We start from the raw sequence: 17,953 nt of genomic DNA, 5'->3' as shown, positions 1-17,953 counted from the left end.
CGGAACCGACATGAGTGACGTTGTTGTGAGCGCCTACTACACACACGACCACGACAAGGGTGTCATCCTCCGAACCGCAGAGGATGCGGATGCGTTGGTAGACGCTCTGCTTCAACAGCCGTTCGACAACTCGGTGGCAGCCCTGTACGCCGATACCCGCCCTAAGTCGTCATCGGGCTATCCCGACCACGAACTGCGCATCGCGATCGACGGTGAGGCAAAGGTCGGTGGCATTCGCTACACGGGCGGCGACAGCGATGCAACGGCGTACGTCGCGGGCGCCACGAGCGAGCGCGAAGAAATGTTCTACCTGTACATGACCCACGATGAGGGCTGGCCCAAGGATTCAGTTGTCAGCATCGAGCAGGTCCGCCAGGCCGTGAAAGAATTCGTCGAAGGCAATGGCGAACGCCCCACCGGCTTCGAGTGGCGCGAATGGCCAGCAGGTGTTCGCTGAGCGGCGGAACCCCGCACCCGCAAGGTCCACAGGGGCGAACGAGCGCCCCGCACACTAGGCGGGGCGCTCGTCCCACGTGAGACCTTGGGGGGATAAGGCGAACTCACGCGTTGGGGGTACGCCAGGCTACGCCTCTGGGGCATGTGTGTCCCGAGTCAGCCGTTTGAACGGCTCGCCTCGTTACCCGGCCCACGGCAGGCGGGTTATCCACAACCCTTACCGCTGACCGTTGCGGGCGGCACGGAGTGACAGCCATCCTGGTGGAGCGCGTCCGGTACGCCACTTCGGCCAGCCGGCCGTCTGCGGCCCCAGCGAGCTTGCGGGCTAGAAGCCGAAGAAGTGCACCGGGCGCGCCTACGTTTGGGAATTCCGCAGGGCTTGGAGGGACGCGTAAAGGAGATCGCCTTCGACCGAGTTCGAGCCGCCACCGTCCACTATCTCGCTCTCCGGATACGCAGCTGCGAGCGCCTGCACCATGCCCGTAGCGCATCCCCTGCGCCTATATGGCTCGAAAGTCTCAACCATCGTCACCGAGACACATCGCTCGTCAGAGTCGAGCCCAAAGGTCACAAATCCGGCCTCGACTCCGTCACTGGCCAACGCCCGCACGGTGCCCTGCTTTCGCTGACTGATCTTTGCCGCGTTCGCATCGGGCCGAAGCACGATGTATCGAAACTCGGTCGACGAGTCTGCACCGTCAGTTGGCGGCATCGAACGCCTCGCGGATCTCGTTGGGCACCCGGCCGCGGTCGTTGACCTCGTAGCCGTTGGCTCGCGCCCACTCCTTGACCGTGCGAGCGTCGGAGCCCACCTGAGTGCGCTTGACCTTCACCCCTCGGGAAGTCGTGACGCGCCGGCCAGCATCAACGTACGGCGCGAGAGCCTTCCGGAGCGTCGCGGCGTTCCTGTTGGTTAGATCAATCTCGTAGGCTTGGCCATCAAGGGCGAAGCTCAGCGTCTCGCCCTTGCCTGCCGGGATGTCCATACCATTGATGTCGTCAGTGAGGAAGATCTGCGAACGCTGCACCATAGCTGGAATCTACCATGCGCCTACCGAAATGAAGCTTCCTGCACGCATAGCTCGACTGAGCCCAGCTTGCACTAACACCACGTCCTGAATATTCCATCAACTGGCGATATCGTACTAAGCAGGCTGGCGCCAGAGAGCTTGAATCGAAGCGGTCCATTCCAATTATTCTCAGAATGTTATAAACTCATCGTGCGTATGATTCCAATTGTAAATTCCGATGATCAAATAGTTATGTTCAAGAACCGAGACTCCGTAGACCCGTCGACGGATATCATTAGAGCCGCCTCACTAATACTGATGGATAGCAACGGGAAGGTCCTGCTCGCCCGGCGAAGCCTGAACAAGAAAAGTGAGCCTGGCTGCTGGGGAGAAGCCGTCGGCGGCACAGTAGAGGGGCGTGAGACCTACCTTGCCACTCTTGAGCGTGAAACGGCGGAGGAGCTAGGTCTTCAACTCCCGCCCACAAAGCTGGGGCCGAAGACCTATACTGAAGGACGTCCACCATATTTCACACAGTGGTTTCTCGCGCGCACAGACATCGACATCAATTCTCTTACGCTCCAGGCGGAAGAAGTTGACGCAGTCGAGTGGTTTACGCTTCAACGCCTGAAAAGCGATTCTCAAGAAAATCCCGAACAATTTATTGCGCCGATAGGGACCATGGTCGAAATCGCCGAGGCCTTCTTGTCAGAGCCGGACACGATCGCGCCTCCGAGGGCAGCATAATCAGGTAGCCAGCCTTACTAAACAGCCGACCATCTCTCCATTATGGCACAACGCGCAGACCGCTCGCTTGAGGCGTCGAAGGGCCATCTATCCTGAACAGCAAAACCACTCACGCGCGCAAGCCACCCACACTCTAGCGCAGAAATTATATGCGTGCGATAGGACGAAAGTGCGTGGTCGCCGGCACCACTGGAACCTGTTATGGAGATATCTCCATACTCTTCAAGTCCAAGCCCGCCAAAGAAACTTCGCAGCTGTTGCCGTGGGCGGTATCGCATCGCCACATGATGGCTCACGTAAAGCACGGCGCCCTGCCTCAGTACTCGTCGCACCTCCAACAATGTCCGCAGCCTGTTGCGACGTCCGATGATAGCCTCAAGCACGTGATAGGTAAGGAGACCGACATCCCCTGATCCAGTGCGCCAAGGCAGGGAGCGACCATCGGTCCAATGGATATCGGCCCCCGGGTGCATTGTCCGGAATCTCGCGACGAGCGCAGCTGATACGTCGCAGGCAGAGTATGCATAACCAGCGCGGACTGCAGCCTCGTACAGCCGACCGGCGCCGGCCCCAATGTCATACATCACTGCGCCTTGCTGTCTACCAGCGCCGCCGAATATAGGGTGCTCGCCGGAGAACAGTGGGAGGCTGCTCAGCCACGCTCCGGTGTCAGGATCGTCGTAAAACGCTTCGTTTGGGTTCACAGGGAACTTCGACATAGCGTGTCCCCTTTCGTCTGGTACACAGCGGTATGTGCGGTCAAACAGGACTCAAGTTCGAGCTTGTAGCGCGACTGTCCCGAACTCAGAATCGCCATTGCCACGTCAGATACGAGGTTGTCATGAGAGGGTCCGTATGCATCCGGCTCCGCTTCAAGCTCGCGACGCGCCGCGGTCTCATCACCAGGTGCCGCCGGCTTCCATGATGGGTGTTCTGAACCCAGAACTATGACCTTCGTTCTATCATTATATTCGAAGAGAATCTCTTGCCGCAGTTCTCGCGCTGCGTCCGTGGTTGCGGAGAGGCTGATCGGCACCAGTCCACCAGCAGCGTAGGAAGCACGGACCGTGGTTTCTATTCCCGGCTTACGCTCGCGAAGAAGATCGACTTGCCGAAAAACCACAGGGGCATCGGTTAGGTACGAAACGAGATCCAACGCATGGATCGCTTGATTTAGAAGGACGCCGCCACCCGCCATAGCGACACTGCCTTTCCAGCCGTCGTAATACACATCATCGCGCCGAAGCGTTTGGTCAATCATGATTCGGCGGAGCTCGCGGAACCGAGGCCGGATCGCATGACGGCACGCCGTCATGCCGTCATTGCAACGCTGAGTGAAGCCGCAGTACAGGCTGCCCACCGCATTGGCCGCTGCATCAACGAGCTTCGCCAACTGGTTGAAGTTCATAGCTGCGGGCTTATCCACAATGACGTGTGCTCCCGCGTCAAGCGATTTCGCCACTTGGGCCCCATGATAGCTATGGGGGGACGCAACGACCACCAGGTCTGGACTGTAAGCAAGCCAGTCGCCCCCGGCTCCGACGGCGGCGTGCGAACTTTCCTCGCCGAGCGCGCGCGCACTTCGGCCATTGCTCGAAATCACCGCCACTAGCTCGCAGAGCTGCGACTTTCTCAGCGCCTCGTAGTAAAGCTTTCCAGATTTTCCCGCGCCGAGTAGGACGGTCGTCAGTCGTTCGTGTGACACTAAGCAGCACTCCTACACGCAAAGACGATCGTCTGCGGCAACTGCCGACCGTGGCTTAGCTCAGATAATTGGATGTCGACGAAACCCGAGGAAGAGAGGAATTCCGCAAGTTCGGTCGGAGCGTAAGCGCGCAAGTGCTCGTGGTGGTGACCGATGTCCTCATATCCCCAATCGCCGGCTCCATGCGGAACTGATCCGACGAGCTGGCCTCCTGATATGAGCACCCGCCGTATTTCATCGAGAACAGTCTCTGGACGTAGCACGTGCTCGAGGAGCTCCGCGCAGATAGCCGCGCCGAAGGTATCATCCTCGAACGGCATCGACTCCGCATACGCAAGTCTGGCATCGACCCCTTTCAAACGGGCACGCTCAACAAGTGCTGGCGCGAGATCCACACCAGCGACCACACAGCCCTTTGCGATCAGCTCATGGCCGAAACGTCCACTGTTACACCCAACGTCTACGACGTGTGTACCAGATGGGATCTTCAAAGTGATCCAGTCGATGCGGTCGCGGTCTGGGCTGTCTTGGTCAAAGTGGCCTTGTTGGTCCATATCGGTATATGCCGAGTATAGGTTTGCCATGTCATCCATCGTCTCGGGAAGCCTGGCTTGCCCACGTGGGATTTGATCGCCGTACAAGTGGATATCGCATCCCGCGTGTCGGAACAGAGTGATTGCCTCGTCATCTTCGATTTCAGGGCATTGGAGGGTTTCACGAAGGACACTGAGCGCCGACTGGTCAATCTGCCAGTGCCCGCGATTGTCGATCACTTCCAGTACGATCGATCGATCCTCAACGCGGACTTCTGTCTTTATGAACCTGTGGCGCGTAAGAACCGACTTTTTCTTGTAGAAAACTCCACGAGGCAAATCGGCAATCTGCGAGGTGTCCAAGTACTCATGGTCGACGGTCTGGTCTGGAGCTGATCTCAGGCTTCTCTCGATTTGCAGCATGGTCAGGCCGAGGCGAAAGTCATTTGAAGATGCTCAAGCACTTCGTCGGCTTGCGTCGCTGTGATATTCAAGGGCGGCTTAATCTTGAGCACATCTGGCGCGAACCCGCCCAGACCCACAAGCAGGCCGTTAGACATGGCACGAACTCGCAGGTCTGCTGCGCTACGACCAGCGGTTCTATCGATCTCGATCCCGATGTGAAGACCGACCTGTCGGACTTCGACAACCTCAGGATGTGAAGCTGCGATATGCTTCAACCCGTCCCGTAGCTGCGACCCTCGCTCGCGCGCATTTTCGAGAATGCTGTCTCGCTCCACGATCTCGATCAGCTTGCTGCCCACGCTGTGAGACAGAGGTGACGAAGCGAATGTATGTAGGTCATACACGCCGCCCGTTGGGAAAGATTCAGAACCGCGCCTAGCCAGCACTGCGCCGCATGCCAGTCCGCCTGCTAACCCTTTCCCCAAACATATGAAGTCGGGCAGATGTCTCTCCACATCAGTCAAGTACCGGCCCGGCCGCATATAAGTCTGAATTTCGTCATAGATCACATAGATGCCGATCTCGCGCGCCAACTGAGAAAGATGCGAGAGCCACCAGTCAGGCACGGTCCGCTGGCCCCCCGATCCTTGGATTGGCTCGACGATCACGGCCAGCAGTTCAGAGCGATGGCTGCTCAGCTCTGCTTCGAGTTGATCCAGTTGCTCGGACCTCGGTTCGGATTCAATTGGAAAGGTGAGAGTAAAGCTGGGTACTCCGAGTCCCGCGAATGCAGCGAGCGTCCTTCTCTCAGGAGACACTTCGGCGTTTGCCGGCCAGGAGAGAGGCGCAACCCCAAGCGTCGTTCCATGAAACGACCCTGTCAGTCGTGCGATCGTCTTCCGCCCGTTTCCGTGCAGGACGGCAAGCTTGATTGCGGTCTCAATGGCCAGCGCGCTCGTCGCCGTGAACGAGACCTTGTCGTAGACCGTGTAGTCATCATTCCCTGGCACCAACCTGAGGAGGTCATGGGCGAACTTTTCACGCTCGCGCGTGCCGAATCCTTGATGCGCATGCCACAGCCGTTCGGTCTGACGTACGATCTGAGCCGCCAACTCCGGATTTGCGTGCCCCAAGTACGAAGCCCAGCTTTGCGATGTGCAGTCGATGTAGCGGCGGTCGTCAACGTCCCACACGTAGAGCCCGCGGCCGTGAGAGATATCGACGGCAGGCGTGCCGCCGCCCATCCGCACCACAGATCTTGTACTCATCGATCCTCCTCCGCCGCACTCGTCCCGAACCGGCAGCCACCATGGGGAAATTCCGAGCACACAAGGTCCCTGGACGAACCGAACTTCTCGCTATAGATCTCGACGGGGCGCATGTACCGGCTAATGCTGTCACCTATCTCTCCGAGATAGGTGACCCCTGGATCGTCCGACCTGGCAACTTCGCCAATTGCATGTGTGGGGCGGCCAAGCCGGGAGAATAGTTCCCGCACACGTTCGTCATGTTCAGGCGGCGCGGTGAATATCAGGCGATCATCTCCGCTCACTCCATTCAATACCGTCTCGAGCGCAGGCCGCCCGGTCATTCTGTGAGCAAGGTGACAAAGGGGATCCACTGGCAGCCGATCCGAGTCAATAATGATACCTACTTGAGAAGCGCGAGCTAAATCTTCCAATGTTTTGGTTACCCGATCATTGGCGTCGATGCACGCGGTCGCGAGACGCTGCGACAGCAGGTGCCGACCAAAATCCATCTCAGGGCGATAGTCTAGAAACCGCCGACATACGATCTCCCAATTCTCGGAAGCCACTTCGTCTGCTTGGCCACTGTTGAGGATCATAAGGGCGGCGTCCCAACCGCCTAGCGGCCCACTTGCGTAAACCTGGTCCCCAGGTAGGGCACCTCGACGCGAAAGGGGCTCGCAGTCAGATATACCAACAACAGTGAACGAGATGCCGAATTCACCGCGCGACAGATTCGATGCTTGGAGGAGTTCCCCACCACCTAGCACGCCGAGTGCATCTCGGATACCCAAACCGAGGGCGCGAAAATCGTCATCGACGAACAGGTCTGGTGCGCGGACGTCGATTTGTACACCCAGAAACGCGGCCCCAGTCGCGGCGATGTCACTTGCGGCTTCTAGCATGCCACGGCGCGTTAAGGAACGTACCGATTCGTAGGGGAACGCCTGGCGAGCATTGATTTGGTCGCTGCTCAGGACAATCGTCTCGCCTATTTGCGGCCGAAGCCTGGTCGCATCTTCATCCCCTTTTTCCCAGTACTCCACACCCATTCTGATCTGCTCGATTGCGCTATGTTCATCCCACGCCCCACTTGTAACCGCCTGCGTCACCAGAACTTCCCCCATTCACCTAATGTGGCCTTCGGGAGGTACCGCTTGAAGTCTGTGGGCCGTCTTGCTCAAGCCAAGGCGGCGCGGGAATCTCGCCGCCTCGTTAGATTTCGGCCAGCCGGCTCATGCGTGTTGCTTTCTGCCGATCACGGCACCCCCGAAACCGCCTGACCCAGCCTCCAACCCCCATGTCCGACTATCGAGGAACCACTCTCCGTCGTTACACGGAGTGGTGACGAGGGCCAGATCGTCACCTCCGAACCCTTGGACCATCCTCAACTCAGGCGCTCATCGACGCTGGATGTGAGTAAGCATCGATGCACCGATGGACTGAGTCAACGGTGGTAGGGCGAAACTTGACTCCCCCTACACGCGCCGTATACCGCTCTGAGCTTCGGTGCCGAGAAGCGAACGATGCCAGGGGCTCCTGATCTAGCCAGCAAAGGCAATCTGTCTGCGTTAGCCTTCAGCGTCACCAGGTTTGAATGGCGGACTTGCCATTCGATTCACAGAAGCCCGGACAGTCCCCACAGCGACCGTAGATCGCGGATCAGCGGGGCGTCGTGGGTTCGACTTAGGGAACAGTTCAGCCCTCGATAGGGCGACTCGCTTTTAGACAAGTCCCTGGGTCTGCTCGTCTGACCCCTTCGCTCATCGCCGCACGCGAAGTTTGTCCGTGACGTTCCGTATCTATTATGCCAAGCGTGAAGGCAACGACAGCGTCCGCGAAGAGACTGACGTCACTACGCGCCGCGATCATATCCTCACGTTGGATGCGACTACGCAGTAGGAACCCGTCGAGCATTGATTGGAGCGTGAGGCCATACTTCTCAATCGTCCACCCCGGCCGCATGACTACGTCGAATGCATCGAACAGAGACCTGTAGCCCTCGTACCACGGCGCAAGCGCTCGTCTCATGTCCGCCAGGATGGCCGCTTTCAACTCAGGATGCTGGTCAAGCAGTGGACCGATATGCAGAAGCAAGAACGAACGTGGATACGACAATAGACTGTCCAGCATCGAGTCACTGAAATGAGCCACTGCCTCCGCGATATCCTCAGCATCAGCAAGGCTGGCCATCTCAGCTCGTTGCAGAGCCGGATCTGCGTTCGGAGCATCTCGGTAGAGCATGGTGTGTATCACGGCGTCGTTTACGAATGCTTCCTTGGTAGGCCATCGGTTATTTAGGGCCTTCCGACTAGCACCCGCGGCGCCCCTCTCCCGGGCGAGAGCGATGACATCCTCGATTCGAAGCCATTCTAGTGTCGCGGGAAAGTCGATCGCTCGAAGCCGACGCGGTCGGTCACCGGCAGAAGTGACGAACATGGCATCAATGAGCTGTGCGGCGGCATCGAGGAAGTGCCGAGCGCTCTCATCGTCGGTTGTCGCTGGCGGCCGGGGCGGCGTCATCGACTTGTCATCCGCTTGGCGGGCAGCTCGTTCAACACGGGTCAGCGCCCTCTTCACCTTGGGTCCAGATCGCCGAGATGAACGCTTGACGGTTCGCATCGAGGTCGAAGCGCACCCATACCGGCGTCTTGGTGCCCATCTGGTCTGCCGTCACCTGTCCAGACTTGAGACAGACGTTGTTCAGGATCTGTCCGGTGGACACGAGCCCCATATTTGCTGCGTCGCGGGTGGGTCCTGCCTCCACACCTACATCCACCGACGGGTCGGGGTAGCACCGACCATCCACAACGACCTGACGCCGCGTCCGGAGATCCTTCGCCGCTTGTGAGTCTCGCGGGAGACTGTTGCACGGCTCGACCTGGTTGATGACCTCCTGGCCGGCGACTGGCGGTGTCGTGCTCGACGTACCCGGTCCAGGAGACGATCTCGCAACCGGCCCCGAAGGATTCTCGTCACCGAGCAGGGCGATGCCGCCCCAGATCAGTCCCGCGACCACGACCGCCGCGATAGCTGCGAACAGGTAGCGATAAGGCGGCGACGTGAGCTCTGTCGGCTCATCCTCGTGCGGGACCGACTCCTCGCCGGATTCTTCGAGCGGTTGATCGTCATCGAGCAGTATCCGAAGCGCGCTGCGCTGTTCGCGGGCATAGCTTGCCATGGCGGCCGCGAGGACCGGGAGCACTTCGTCTTCCCGCCGTTCTGCAGTTTTGGTGGCAGTTGCACCGAGCCATAGCGCCGCCCGCAGCTTGGCCCGTTGTCGTGCGCTGCCCGTCGCGTACCCCGGGAGCTTCTTGCTTCGGCTTCTATATTCGTGGATCTCATCGAAGGTGTTCGCCGGGTCTGGGATGCGGAGCAGTTCACCGGCGGCGGCGATCCGAAAGGCGCGCTCTTGCCCAGACTCCTGGTGCGTGAATTGCTCCTTGTTTGCTAAGGCATCACGCCGAGCTCGTTCGACCACCTCCACCAGCACGGTTCGTAGGAGAACGATCTGTGCACCGGTGCTAAGCGGCTCAGTAAGGCCGAGTTCGAGACGCATCGCCTCACCCAGCTCCCGGCATGATGCCAGGCGATCCTCGCTAATTCCCTCTGTGACCAACCGCTCGATGTCTGCCGTTCCTTTCGGAAGGTCAGACTCCGGCTCTTCGCGTGACTCGTCCACGTACCACCACCCCAGATCGCCTCACTACCCCCTCGCGCAGCGTAGCGATCTGGTCCAGAAGTGACTAGCTGTCACGGGTCACGAATTGTGCCGCAGCGGCCACACCTCGCAAACGGTCGCTTGCATGAATCTTTAAGGAGTGTCATAACTAAAGGGGGCCGGCCTTCACCACCTGGAGGCCACCATGTCGATTGAGTCGATACGCACCGAAGTATCGGAGCTCTTCCTGAGCTTCGTCGGCTCTCGGGGCTTCACCGAGAGGATGCAGCGAGAAAACTTCGAGCCAACCACGTTGTCCGAAGTTATCTCGTTGTGGCTGGACTGGGATGAGTCAGTCATCTCTGTTTGCCACGGTGACTACCGCAATTACCTTATCGGCGTCATCGCGATCATCGAGCTCTGGACCAGAAATCCCAACGCACTCGGCTAGTACTGAGCGACCAGATCACCAGCCTCGCCGGTGACTACGGCGATCCGCGGATCGACGACATCCTCGATCCACACCGCTTCGAGGCCGTTCGGTTCCGCCGGCTGTACCCGCACGTCGACAAACCGACCTCGTAGGGCGTGCGCGCACCTGTACCACCCGTTCGCCTGTCCTTGCACAGGCTCCACCCGGCCGACCCCACCCAGCCCCGTTCGCCTGAACGGGGCTTGTTCACGTTCTGAGCGGTGTCGCCGGGCTGTCGCAGCCCTGTCGCGTGCCTGACGGCCAGCAGTCGCGAATCGGTCGCTGACCTGCGGATATGCGACCGCGCAGCGACTTTGTGGCCCGGCGACCAGCCCTCTTGTTTCGGTGCCTTCCATGCATCACCCGGCCGCCAAGCCTGGCCCGAGCTGGCACTCGGGCCAGGCGCTCCACGGCGCGTCACCCACACCCATGCAGAGAAGGACTCAACACCGTGAAGCTGTCAACGCTACGCCTCTGGGCGTACATCGTCGCCGTCCTGGTGGTACTCCTGCTGCTCGTCGCCTGCGGCCCACAGCCCGGCGTCGACCAGCTCAGCTTGGACAAGGCAACCCTCAAGAGCTGCCCGAAGGACATCAAGTTCGCCACTAAGCTCGACCTGGACGTCAGCGGCAGCGGCCGCACGCCCGAGCTGGACGGCGCTCGACTCGACATCATCAAGGAGCAGGCCCGCACTACCGCGATCTGCGGCGGCCACCTGCTCGTCAGCGTCTTCTCCGCGACCAGCGCGGCGACCGTCGCCCTGTACGACGACGAGCTCACGCTCCCCGGCGCGACCGACAACGCCCGGCTGCGCCGCGTCACCAAGCTGGTCGACGACATCAGCGAGAAGGTCACCGCCGCCTACCCGCCAGCCATCAAGAAGGTGTCGCCAGCCCAGAGCGACATCACCGCGCAGTTCCGGTTGGCCGCCGAGTACCAGAACCAGCTCGGCTCGACGTACCGGCTGCGGCTGGTCATCCTGACGGACGGTTTCCAGACGGTTGGGCGCCGCGTCACCGCGCCGATCGAGATCACCAAGGCCCGCGCAGTCGGCATGACCGTCAACGTCCCCCGCCTGCCGGACGCCAGCGTGACGGTGGCCGGGGTCGGCAAGGTCGCCGCCGGGTCCGCGCCGTCCTCCGGGATGACTAACGCCCTGATCGGCTTCTGGGACGGCGTCTGCCACCGTGCCCAGGCCGCACAGTGCACCGTCGTCACCGATTACGTGGCGGGGCGGTGAGCGCCTTGCGCCGCACCCCTATCAACCCGCTGGACGAGGCGACCGCCGAGGCCGATGCGGTGATCCTGCCGCACATCGACGGCGCCGGAGCCGTCCCGCGTCCGGACAATGTGAAGGAGTTCCACTCCGAGCGCGAGTACCACGCCAAGGCGCAGACCCAGACCGAGACCTACGCGGCCGATGGCGAGGTCGCCGCTCGCGAGGCGACGATCACCGCGGCTAGCCTGGACTCCGCCGCCACCGCCGCAATCGGCCTCATCACCGGCGCGGCGTCGAGCGTCGAGACGGCCCGGGACCAGCTCGCCCACGCGCTGCGGACTCTGGGTCATCTCGCCCGGCGGGACACGCCGGCCAAGGTCCGCTACTGGCTCTGCCTCATCCTGCTTTGCCTCGGTGACACCGCGGGCATCCTCGGTGCGGCCGTTACCTTGGGCGAAATCCCGCTCGTCGCACTCGGCCAGGCCGTCGCCACGGGCGTCGCTGCTGTCACCGCGGGCCAAGCCGGAGGAGACCTCAAAGACCTGCGGCTCGCTCGCATCCGACAACGTGACCTCGAGGACCTGACCGACGACGAGCAGCGCTACCGACAGTTCTTCACCGGCACCGAGGCTGGCGTTTCCATCATCAAGCTGGTCGGAGCCCTCAGCGCGGCCATCGTGCTGATTATCAGCGTCGGCATCTTCTGCCTGCGGACGTCCGTCGAGGGCATAACTTCCGGCATTGCGTTCGGCATGTTGGCCGCCGCCACGGCGCTCGGCTCGTTCCTGGCGAACTACAGCTACGCCGACGAGATCGCCGAATACCTGGCGCGCACCGAGCGCACGTACGCCAAGGCGATCAAGGCGCACCGCAAGCTCGCCGCCGATCCGGCCATCCAGAAGCGGGCCGAGGCGCTGGCCGGGGCCGCCTCGATCAAGGCCGAGCACGCGCACCGCGGACGGGCGGCCTGGTGGCAGCTCCACGCCCTGTCGCAGCGCATCCTGCGCCGCAATCCGGGCGTCGCCGGACACGGCACGGCTGCTGAGCCAGTGGAGGTCATCGGGCGACGGTTCCGCGGTGATGCCGCATGATCCGCACCGTCCAGATCCGCCCTGTTCATCTGCTCGCGGCAGAGCTGCGCTGGACCTCGGGCACCATCACGACCAACCGGGCGAAGCTCTCCTACCAGGTCGGCCACCCCGGCCGTCCATCGCCAGACCCGACGATCACGATCGTCATCACCGACGACTCCGGCTCGGTCATCGGCCCGGCCGGAGCCGACCCGGTCTCCAACCGGTACGAGGAAGCCTGGCGCGCTTTCCGCGCCATTGGCCGAGGTGGCGCCAGGCACGAGCTCGGCGCGGTACTGCACTTCGACACCCCGACCAGCCGCGACGTACCACCCACACCCCTGACCCGGGCAGGGCTACAACAACTGCGCTCCGGCCTACGGTTCCCCCGCGACAGCGCCGGCACCAGTTGCCTCGCGCCCTCCCTAGAGGCCGCCACCGAACTGACAGACCAATACCCGACCCACGCAGCCACCCTCATTGTCCTCAGCGACTTCGAGTTGTTCGACGACAACGCCGCCCAGGTGCTCGATGACCTAGCCAACTTTCCGGGCAGTGTCCATGCAGTAACCCTCGGCGGCACGCGGATGGACGGCATTCTCGGCGACCGAATCCGCGTCACCCCGGTGACCTACGACGACCCACCCGGAACCGTCGCACGGGCCGTTTTCGGCGGTCTGACGGCACGCCGACCGGGCAGTTGGGTGGCCGACCAATGACCGACGATCCCGGCCCCAGCCGCGACCCGTTCCGTTGGATCTGGCGCGCCAGCTTGTTCGTCTTCGGCTCCGTCGTGCTGCTCAACCTCGCGGTCGCCTACCTCCAGCCGATCATGCCGTGGCTCATCGGCGCGGCAGGCGTCGCGGTCCTGCTGTGGGTCGTGGTGGCGGTCATCCGGTGGCGACGGAATCGTTGGTGAATAAACAACGAAATTTTGCACATAACAATAGGGCAAGCATCAGGGAACGCCCTGTTCTTATCGGTGTTGTGGAATCTTGAAAAACTATTGGCCGTTGCGTGCGTGCACCATATAACTAATACAGAACGTTGCACGCACGCAACGGAAAGGAGGGTATATATGAGCAAGAAAAGAAGAAGGGGTAAGAACCCGAGAGATACACGCGAGTACAGGCTGTCAGTCCGTGCCGTGCGACGCGAAACCCCAGATGTCAACAAGCTGGCTCGCGCCATCATCGACTTGGCGATGGCGCAGGTCGAACGCGAAGCACAAGCCGAGCAAGAAGCTCAAACAGCGAGCGAAGTCGCCGCCCACGACGACACGAGGAACGCTAGTGAATAGACACCTCGATGAACTGGTCTGGCTGCAACTGCACTTTCAACGGCCAGTTGCGCCCCTCCGTGTACTGGAACTTCTCCAGCTCTGGAGCGGTGACCCGCGCAACCCGCGGCTCGTGCTGGAGGCGCGATCCGGACGGACGTTGCAACTCCTTCTCGGCATCCCCCGTCGGGCCGAGAGCAACATCAAGGCCAGTATTCAGGCCTTGATCTCCGGCACGCGCTTCACGACCGACGACATCCACCGGCCGTCCGTGTCGCATGCGGCGTCGGTTCGGCTGACCAGCCATAGCCGAGCACTGCGCACCGACGATCCCGAACCGTCGACGCGCGCCATCCTCGCCGCACTTGGCCGAGTAGCCGGTACCGAAGAGGTGGTGCTTCAACTCGTCCTCGGCCCACGCAAAGCGGCCCGAGCAGTTCCGGCCCGACCGGCACCGTCCTCGGTGCTCGGTCCACGGCCGGCGGAACGGAACGACAGCGAAGCCCGCAGCGCCCTGCGCGCCAAGCAGAAGCTGTCCGGCTTCGACTGCACCATCCGACTCGGGGTCACTACCCCAAGTCCACAGCGCCGACAGACCCTCATCGCGGGCATCTTGAGCGCACTGCGCACCACGGAAATGCCGGGCGTCCGCATACGCCTCGTCCGTGAAGCGTCCCGCAAGATCAACGGCGCGCTCAGTCCATGGTGGTGGCCACTCGCCCTTAACAGCGCTGAAGTGCTCGGCCTCATCGGCTGGCCCATCGGTGACTCCGACTTCCCCGGCGTTCCCGGACTGCACCCCCGTCTCCTCCCGCCATCCGACCAGCTGACCGCGACCCCGGATCGAGTCGTGGCCAACGCGACCGCTCCCGGTCACAACGAGGCCATCGGTCTCGACATGAGCGGATCACTCCGCCACACCTGGGTCCTCGGCCCGAACGGGACCGGCAAGTCCACCTTGCTCGCCAACCTGGCCATGCAGGACATTGCCGCCGGGCGCGGCGCCATCGTGATCGAACCGAAAGGCGACTTGGTCACCGACATCCTCGAGCGGATACCAGCGCATCGACGCAACGACGTGGTAATCCTCGATCCGACCGACGACTCACCTGTCGGACTCAATCCGCTCAGCGGTAGCGGCCGGGAAGAGACTCGCGTCGAGGGGCTGCTCAGTGTCTTCCGCTCGCTCTACGCCGACTCATGGGGACCACGCACCCAAGACGTCGTGCACTCGTCGCTCCTGACGCTGGCACGGCGCGGTGACGCCTCGATCGCCATGGTGCCGCTCCTGCTGACCAACACCGGCTTTCGCCGCTCTGTTGTCCGTCGAGTTGCCGCTGCCGATCCGGTCGCCCTTGGGCCGTTCTGGGCCTGGTACGACGCGCTGTCGGATGGCGAGCGGGCCAGCGTCATCGCCCCGATCATGAACAAGCTGCGACCGTTCCTCTTGAATCCTGGACTTCGGGCCATGGTCGGGCAACGCGCGCCGCGGATCACCATGAGCCAGGTCCTGGCAGGGGGCAAGATCCTACTCATCCCGCTCCGCAAGCAGATCGTTGGCGCCGAGGCGTCGCGCCTCGTCGGGTCCCTTGCCGTCGCGGAGCTCTGGCAGGCCATCCAGGGCCGGCTCGCGCTCCCAGCCGGAGCACGGCGACCCGTCATGGTCTACATCGACGAGGTACAGGACTACCTGCAGTTGCCGACCGACCTCGCCGACGCTCTAGCTCAAGCTCGCGGACTCGGTGCCGGGTTCACGCTCGCACACCAGTACGCCTCTCAGCTGTCCACGACGATGCGCGCCGGCTTCGTCGGCAACATCCGCTCCCGCATCGCGTTCCAGCTTGCCCATGACGACGCGACGCTCCTCGCCAAGGGCCACCCAGAGATCACGGCCGACGACTTCACCGCGCTTCCCGCTTTCAGCGTCTACGCCAGCCTCGCCACCAGCAACGGCCAGGTGACGCCCTACGCGTCCGGCCGGACCTCGGCGCTTCCACCACCATTCAGCGATCCCGACGCACTGCGTCGCCTCAGTCAGACCAAGTACGGGCAATCCCTCGACCAGGTCGAACGCGAGCTTGCCGAACTGGTCGAGGTGGAAGCCGGGAGCACCGACACGACAGGCGGCAGCGGCCGGAAACGGAGGACGTCATGAATGACCTCCCCGACACCCCAAAGCTTCGCATCGCTCATCCTGTCGCGTCGAGCAACGATCCGCATACCCGCAGGTCAGACGCCGAGGACTCCCGATTAAGTGTCCGGAATAGTTCTCCCATCTCCGATGCTCCACTACCCGCCACCCACCCCAGCAAGCAGCGAACCGGCCGCCTCGACCTCGCCAGTCTCCGGCTGAACCTCAGTCCCCGAGATCTCGCGATTTTGCGCTCGATCTCGGCCCACCGGTTCCTGACCACCAGACACGTCCGCGTCCTCCACTTCAGCGACCACGCCTCCGAGCTCAGTGCCACCCGCAGCAGCAACCGCGTCCTCCGGCGACTTAGCCGCGACAAGCTGATCGCTGCTCTTGACCGACGCGTTGGCGGCGTCCGAGCTGGATCGGCTGGGTACGTCTGGCGCGTCACCGCTGCCGCGCATCGACTGCTCCAGACCGAAGATGGCGGAGGCATCTCGCGCCGCTACCGGGAACCGTCCCAACGGCTGCTCGCTCACACCCTGGCCATCGCCGACACCCACGTTGCGCTCAATCGAGCCGCAAGCAGTGACAGCCTCGAACTCGTCACTGTCCAGGTTGAACCGGGAAGCTGGCGACGCTTCCTCGGCATCGGCGGCGAACCCCGACTGCTGCGCCCAGACCTGGCCGTCGTCACCGCTCAAGGCGACTACGAAGACCACTGGTTCATCGAGGTCGACCTCGGCACCGAGCACCCGCCGACCGTCGTCCGCAAGTGCCACCTGTACGAGGACTACCGGCGAAGCGGCAGCGAGCAAGACGCCCACGGGCTGTTCCCCCGCGTGCTCTGGGTTGTCCCGAGCCAGCAGCGCGCCGACAAGCTCTCGGCCGCGATCACCGAGGCCAAGCTCGACCCGGACTTGTTCCGCGTCGTGACCACCGACCAGCTGATACCGGCAGTGATCGGAGGTGCGGCATGAGCCAAGCACCCCGAAACACCATCCTCGTCGGTGACGCCCTCGACCAGGTCCGCCGTCTGCCAAGTGAGTCGGTCGACATGGTGCTGACTTCTCCGCCGTACTACAACCTGCGCAACTACCAGGTCGGCGGGCAGCTCGGCCAGGAATCAAACATCCACGAGTGGGTCAGCAACTTGACCGCGGTGGCCGCCGAAGTCCGGCGAGTCCTGACCCCAACCGGGACCTTCTGGCTGAACGTGGCCGATCGCTACTCGATCCACGATAAGGAAGGCTCACCCAGGAAGAGTTTGCTCCTGGGGCCGGCGCGGTTATCAGCAGCGCTCGCGGCAGACGGATGGCTGGTCAGAAACCAGATCATCTGGAGCAAGACCAACCCCATGCCGTCGAGCGTCCCCGACCGCCTAACCACCACGTACGAAGTCGTTTACCTGCTCACCAAGCAGCGGAGCTACTTCTTCGACCTCGACGCCATCCGCGTCCCGCACACCAGCAAGGCCACCACGCCGCAGGCCTCGGCAAAGGACACCATCCCTGGGCAGTGGCGCGCTCGCTCGACGGACAACATCCGCGGCTTGGTCTCCCTCAAACAGCGCGGCATCGTCGGGCACCCACTCGGCAAGAACCCGGGCGATGTCTGGCGGCTGCCGACCTCGACCTACCGAGGAGCGCACTTCGCCACCTTCCCAGAGCGACTAGCTGAACGGGCCATCCTGGCCGGCAGTCCGGAAGCTCGCTGCTCGAACTGTCTGATGCCGCACCGGCGGGTGACCCGACGGCTGGGCGCTACTGCGATCCGTGGGACGTTGCTGGCCACATGTACATGCGAAGCGCCGAGCGAAGCAGCGATCGTGCTCGATCCCTTCATGGGTGCTGGCACCACCGCAGTTGCCGCGGAGAAGCACGGCCGGGACTGGCTCGGCGTCGAACTCAACCCCGACTTTGCCCAGCTCGCGACTGACCGGATCACCGCGGCCCGACACACGCCGGAGAGCAAGGCCGCATGACGGCTCCGGCCTCCTAAACACCAACTACTAAGAC

General features: G+C 62.3%; 19 protein-coding genes. 11 read left to right on the top strand and 8 right to left on the bottom strand.

What is annotated here, in order from left to right; translation table 11 throughout:
• Positions 1-10: 10 nt before the first annotated feature.
• Positions 11-457, top strand: a complete 447-nt coding sequence (locus ACQPXM_RS13225) for an Imm1 family immunity protein (protein ID WP_432948257.1) — start codon at positions 11-13, stop codon at positions 455-457.
• Between the two features lie 697 nt (positions 458-1,154).
• Here ACQPXM_RS13225 and ACQPXM_RS13220 read toward each other — a convergent pair.
• Complete coding sequence (locus tag ACQPXM_RS13220; RefSeq protein WP_432948255.1) at positions 1,155-1,487, bottom strand: histone-like nucleoid-structuring protein Lsr2; 333 nt, start codon at positions 1,485-1,487, stop codon at positions 1,155-1,157.
• A gap of 195 nt (positions 1,488-1,682) precedes the next feature.
• Between ACQPXM_RS13220 and ACQPXM_RS13215 the strand changes: the two genes are divergently transcribed.
• Positions 1,683-2,213 (top strand): NUDIX domain-containing protein, encoded by a 531-nt coding sequence (locus tag ACQPXM_RS13215; RefSeq protein WP_432948253.1) that lies wholly within the window; start codon positions 1,683-1,685, stop codon positions 2,211-2,213.
• 17 nt (positions 2,214-2,230) lie between these two features.
• Here the strand turns inward: ACQPXM_RS13215 and ACQPXM_RS13210 are convergent, their stop codons facing one another.
• The 7 genes from ACQPXM_RS13210 to ACQPXM_RS13180 form a co-directional block, all read right to left on the bottom strand.
• A complete protein-coding gene (locus ACQPXM_RS13210) occupies positions 2,231-2,797 on the bottom strand; it encodes a methyltransferase domain-containing protein (protein ID WP_432951013.1) in 567 nt (188 codons plus the stop codon).
• 116 nt (positions 2,798-2,913) lie between these two features.
• Positions 2,914-3,918 carry a Gfo/Idh/MocA family protein gene (locus tag ACQPXM_RS13205; protein WP_432948251.1) on the bottom strand — a complete coding sequence of 335 codons (1,005 nt, stop codon included), beginning with the start codon at positions 3,916-3,918 and terminating at the stop codon, positions 2,914-2,916.
• Complete coding sequence (locus tag ACQPXM_RS13200; RefSeq protein ID WP_432948249.1) at positions 3,918-4,814, bottom strand: class I SAM-dependent methyltransferase; 897 nt, start codon at positions 4,812-4,814, stop codon at positions 3,918-3,920. Before ACQPXM_RS13200 ends, ACQPXM_RS13205 begins: the two co-directional genes overlap by 1 nt.
• Positions 4,815-4,876: 62 nt before the next feature.
• Positions 4,877-6,124: an aspartate aminotransferase family protein gene (locus ACQPXM_RS13195; protein ID WP_432948247.1), complete on the bottom strand. Its 1,248-nt coding sequence runs from the start codon at positions 6,122-6,124 to the stop codon at positions 4,877-4,879.
• Entirely contained in the window at positions 6,121-7,230 is a 1,110-nt protein-coding gene (locus ACQPXM_RS13190) for an AIR synthase-related protein (protein WP_432948245.1), read from the bottom strand. The genes ACQPXM_RS13195 and ACQPXM_RS13190 overlap by 4 nt, the downstream gene beginning before the upstream one ends.
• Positions 7,231-7,801: 571 nt before the next feature.
• Complete coding sequence (locus ACQPXM_RS13185) at positions 7,802-8,683, bottom strand: hypothetical protein (protein ID WP_432948243.1); 882 nt, start codon at positions 8,681-8,683, stop codon at positions 7,802-7,804.
• Positions 8,658-9,785, bottom strand: a complete 1,128-nt coding sequence (locus ACQPXM_RS13180; protein ID WP_432948241.1) for a hypothetical protein — start codon at positions 9,783-9,785, stop codon at positions 8,658-8,660. The genes ACQPXM_RS13185 and ACQPXM_RS13180 overlap by 26 nt, the downstream gene beginning before the upstream one ends.
• Positions 9,786-9,969: 184 nt before the next feature.
• On the opposite strand from ACQPXM_RS13180, the gene ACQPXM_RS13175 reads away from it, so the two are divergent.
• From ACQPXM_RS13175 to ACQPXM_RS13135, 9 genes are all read left to right on the top strand, one after another.
• Positions 9,970-10,215: a hypothetical protein gene (locus ACQPXM_RS13175; RefSeq protein ID WP_432948239.1), complete on the top strand. Its 246-nt coding sequence runs from the start codon at positions 9,970-9,972 to the stop codon at positions 10,213-10,215.
• Between the two features lie 472 nt (positions 10,216-10,687).
• Complete coding sequence (locus ACQPXM_RS13170; protein ID WP_432948237.1) at positions 10,688-11,476, top strand: hypothetical protein; 789 nt, start codon at positions 10,688-10,690, stop codon at positions 11,474-11,476.
• A complete protein-coding gene (locus ACQPXM_RS13165) occupies positions 11,473-12,546 on the top strand; it encodes a hypothetical protein (RefSeq protein ID WP_432948235.1) in 1,074 nt (357 codons plus the stop codon). Before ACQPXM_RS13170 ends, ACQPXM_RS13165 begins: the two co-directional genes overlap by 4 nt.
• Positions 12,543-13,244, top strand: coding sequence for a hypothetical protein (locus ACQPXM_RS13160; RefSeq protein WP_432948233.1), 702 nt, complete (start codon positions 12,543-12,545; stop codon positions 13,242-13,244). Before ACQPXM_RS13165 ends, ACQPXM_RS13160 begins: the two co-directional genes overlap by 4 nt.
• Positions 13,241-13,444 (top strand): hypothetical protein, encoded by a 204-nt coding sequence (locus ACQPXM_RS13155; RefSeq protein ID WP_432948231.1) that lies wholly within the window; start codon positions 13,241-13,243, stop codon positions 13,442-13,444. Before ACQPXM_RS13160 ends, ACQPXM_RS13155 begins: the two co-directional genes overlap by 4 nt.
• A gap of 159 nt (positions 13,445-13,603) precedes the next feature.
• Positions 13,604-13,825: a hypothetical protein gene (locus ACQPXM_RS13150; RefSeq protein WP_432948229.1), complete on the top strand. Its 222-nt coding sequence runs from the start codon at positions 13,604-13,606 to the stop codon at positions 13,823-13,825.
• Positions 13,818-15,959: a type IV secretory system conjugative DNA transfer family protein gene (locus ACQPXM_RS13145; RefSeq protein WP_432948227.1), complete on the top strand. Its 2,142-nt coding sequence runs from the start codon at positions 13,818-13,820 to the stop codon at positions 15,957-15,959. The genes ACQPXM_RS13150 and ACQPXM_RS13145 overlap by 8 nt, the downstream gene beginning before the upstream one ends.
• Positions 15,956-16,915, top strand: a complete 960-nt coding sequence (locus ACQPXM_RS13140; protein ID WP_432948225.1) for a replication-relaxation family protein — start codon at positions 15,956-15,958, stop codon at positions 16,913-16,915. Before ACQPXM_RS13145 ends, ACQPXM_RS13140 begins: the two co-directional genes overlap by 4 nt.
• Entirely contained in the window at positions 16,912-17,919 is a 1,008-nt protein-coding gene (locus ACQPXM_RS13135; RefSeq protein ID WP_432948223.1) for a DNA-methyltransferase, read from the top strand. Before ACQPXM_RS13140 ends, ACQPXM_RS13135 begins: the two co-directional genes overlap by 4 nt.
• Positions 17,920-17,953: the final 34 nt, after the last annotated feature.

Origin of the sequence: Kribbella sp. CA-253562 (assembly GCF_050942265.1) — a bacterium.
GTDB lineage: Bacteria > Actinomycetota > Actinomycetes > Propionibacteriales > Kribbellaceae > Kribbella.
This window is presented reverse-complemented; position numbering and strand designations above follow the sequence as displayed.

Bases quoted from the DNA above. Each gene is read 5' to 3' on its own strand.
- ACQPXM_RS13225 (WP_432948257.1), top strand. From the start codon at position 11: ATGAGTGACGTTGTTGTGAGCGCCTACTACACACACGACCACGACAAG.
- ACQPXM_RS13220 (WP_432948255.1), bottom strand. From the start codon at position 1,487: ATGGTGCAGCGTTCGCAGATCTTCCTCACTGACGACATCAATGGTATG.
- ACQPXM_RS13215 (WP_432948253.1), top strand. From the start codon at position 1,683: ATGATTCCAATTGTAAATTCCGATGATCAAATAGTTATGTTCAAGAAC.
- ACQPXM_RS13210 (WP_432951013.1), bottom strand. From the start codon at position 2,797: ATGTATGACATTGGGGCCGGCGCCGGTCGGCTGTACGAGGCTGCAGTC.
- ACQPXM_RS13195 (WP_432948247.1), bottom strand. From the start codon at position 6,124: ATGAGTACAAGATCTGTGGTGCGGATGGGCGGCGGCACGCCTGCCGTC.
- ACQPXM_RS13190 (WP_432948245.1), bottom strand. From the start codon at position 7,230: ATGGGGGAAGTTCTGGTGACGCAGGCGGTTACAAGTGGGGCGTGGGAT.
- ACQPXM_RS13175 (WP_432948239.1), top strand. From the start codon at position 9,970: ATGTCGATTGAGTCGATACGCACCGAAGTATCGGAGCTCTTCCTGAGC.
- ACQPXM_RS13160 (WP_432948233.1), top strand. From the start codon at position 12,543: ATGATCCGCACCGTCCAGATCCGCCCTGTTCATCTGCTCGCGGCAGAG.
- ACQPXM_RS13155 (WP_432948231.1), top strand. From the start codon at position 13,241: ATGACCGACGATCCCGGCCCCAGCCGCGACCCGTTCCGTTGGATCTGG.
- ACQPXM_RS13150 (WP_432948229.1), top strand. From the start codon at position 13,604: ATGAGCAAGAAAAGAAGAAGGGGTAAGAACCCGAGAGATACACGCGAG.
- ACQPXM_RS13140 (WP_432948225.1), top strand. From the start codon at position 15,956: ATGAATGACCTCCCCGACACCCCAAAGCTTCGCATCGCTCATCCTGTC.
- ACQPXM_RS13135 (WP_432948223.1), top strand. From the start codon at position 16,912: ATGAGCCAAGCACCCCGAAACACCATCCTCGTCGGTGACGCCCTCGAC.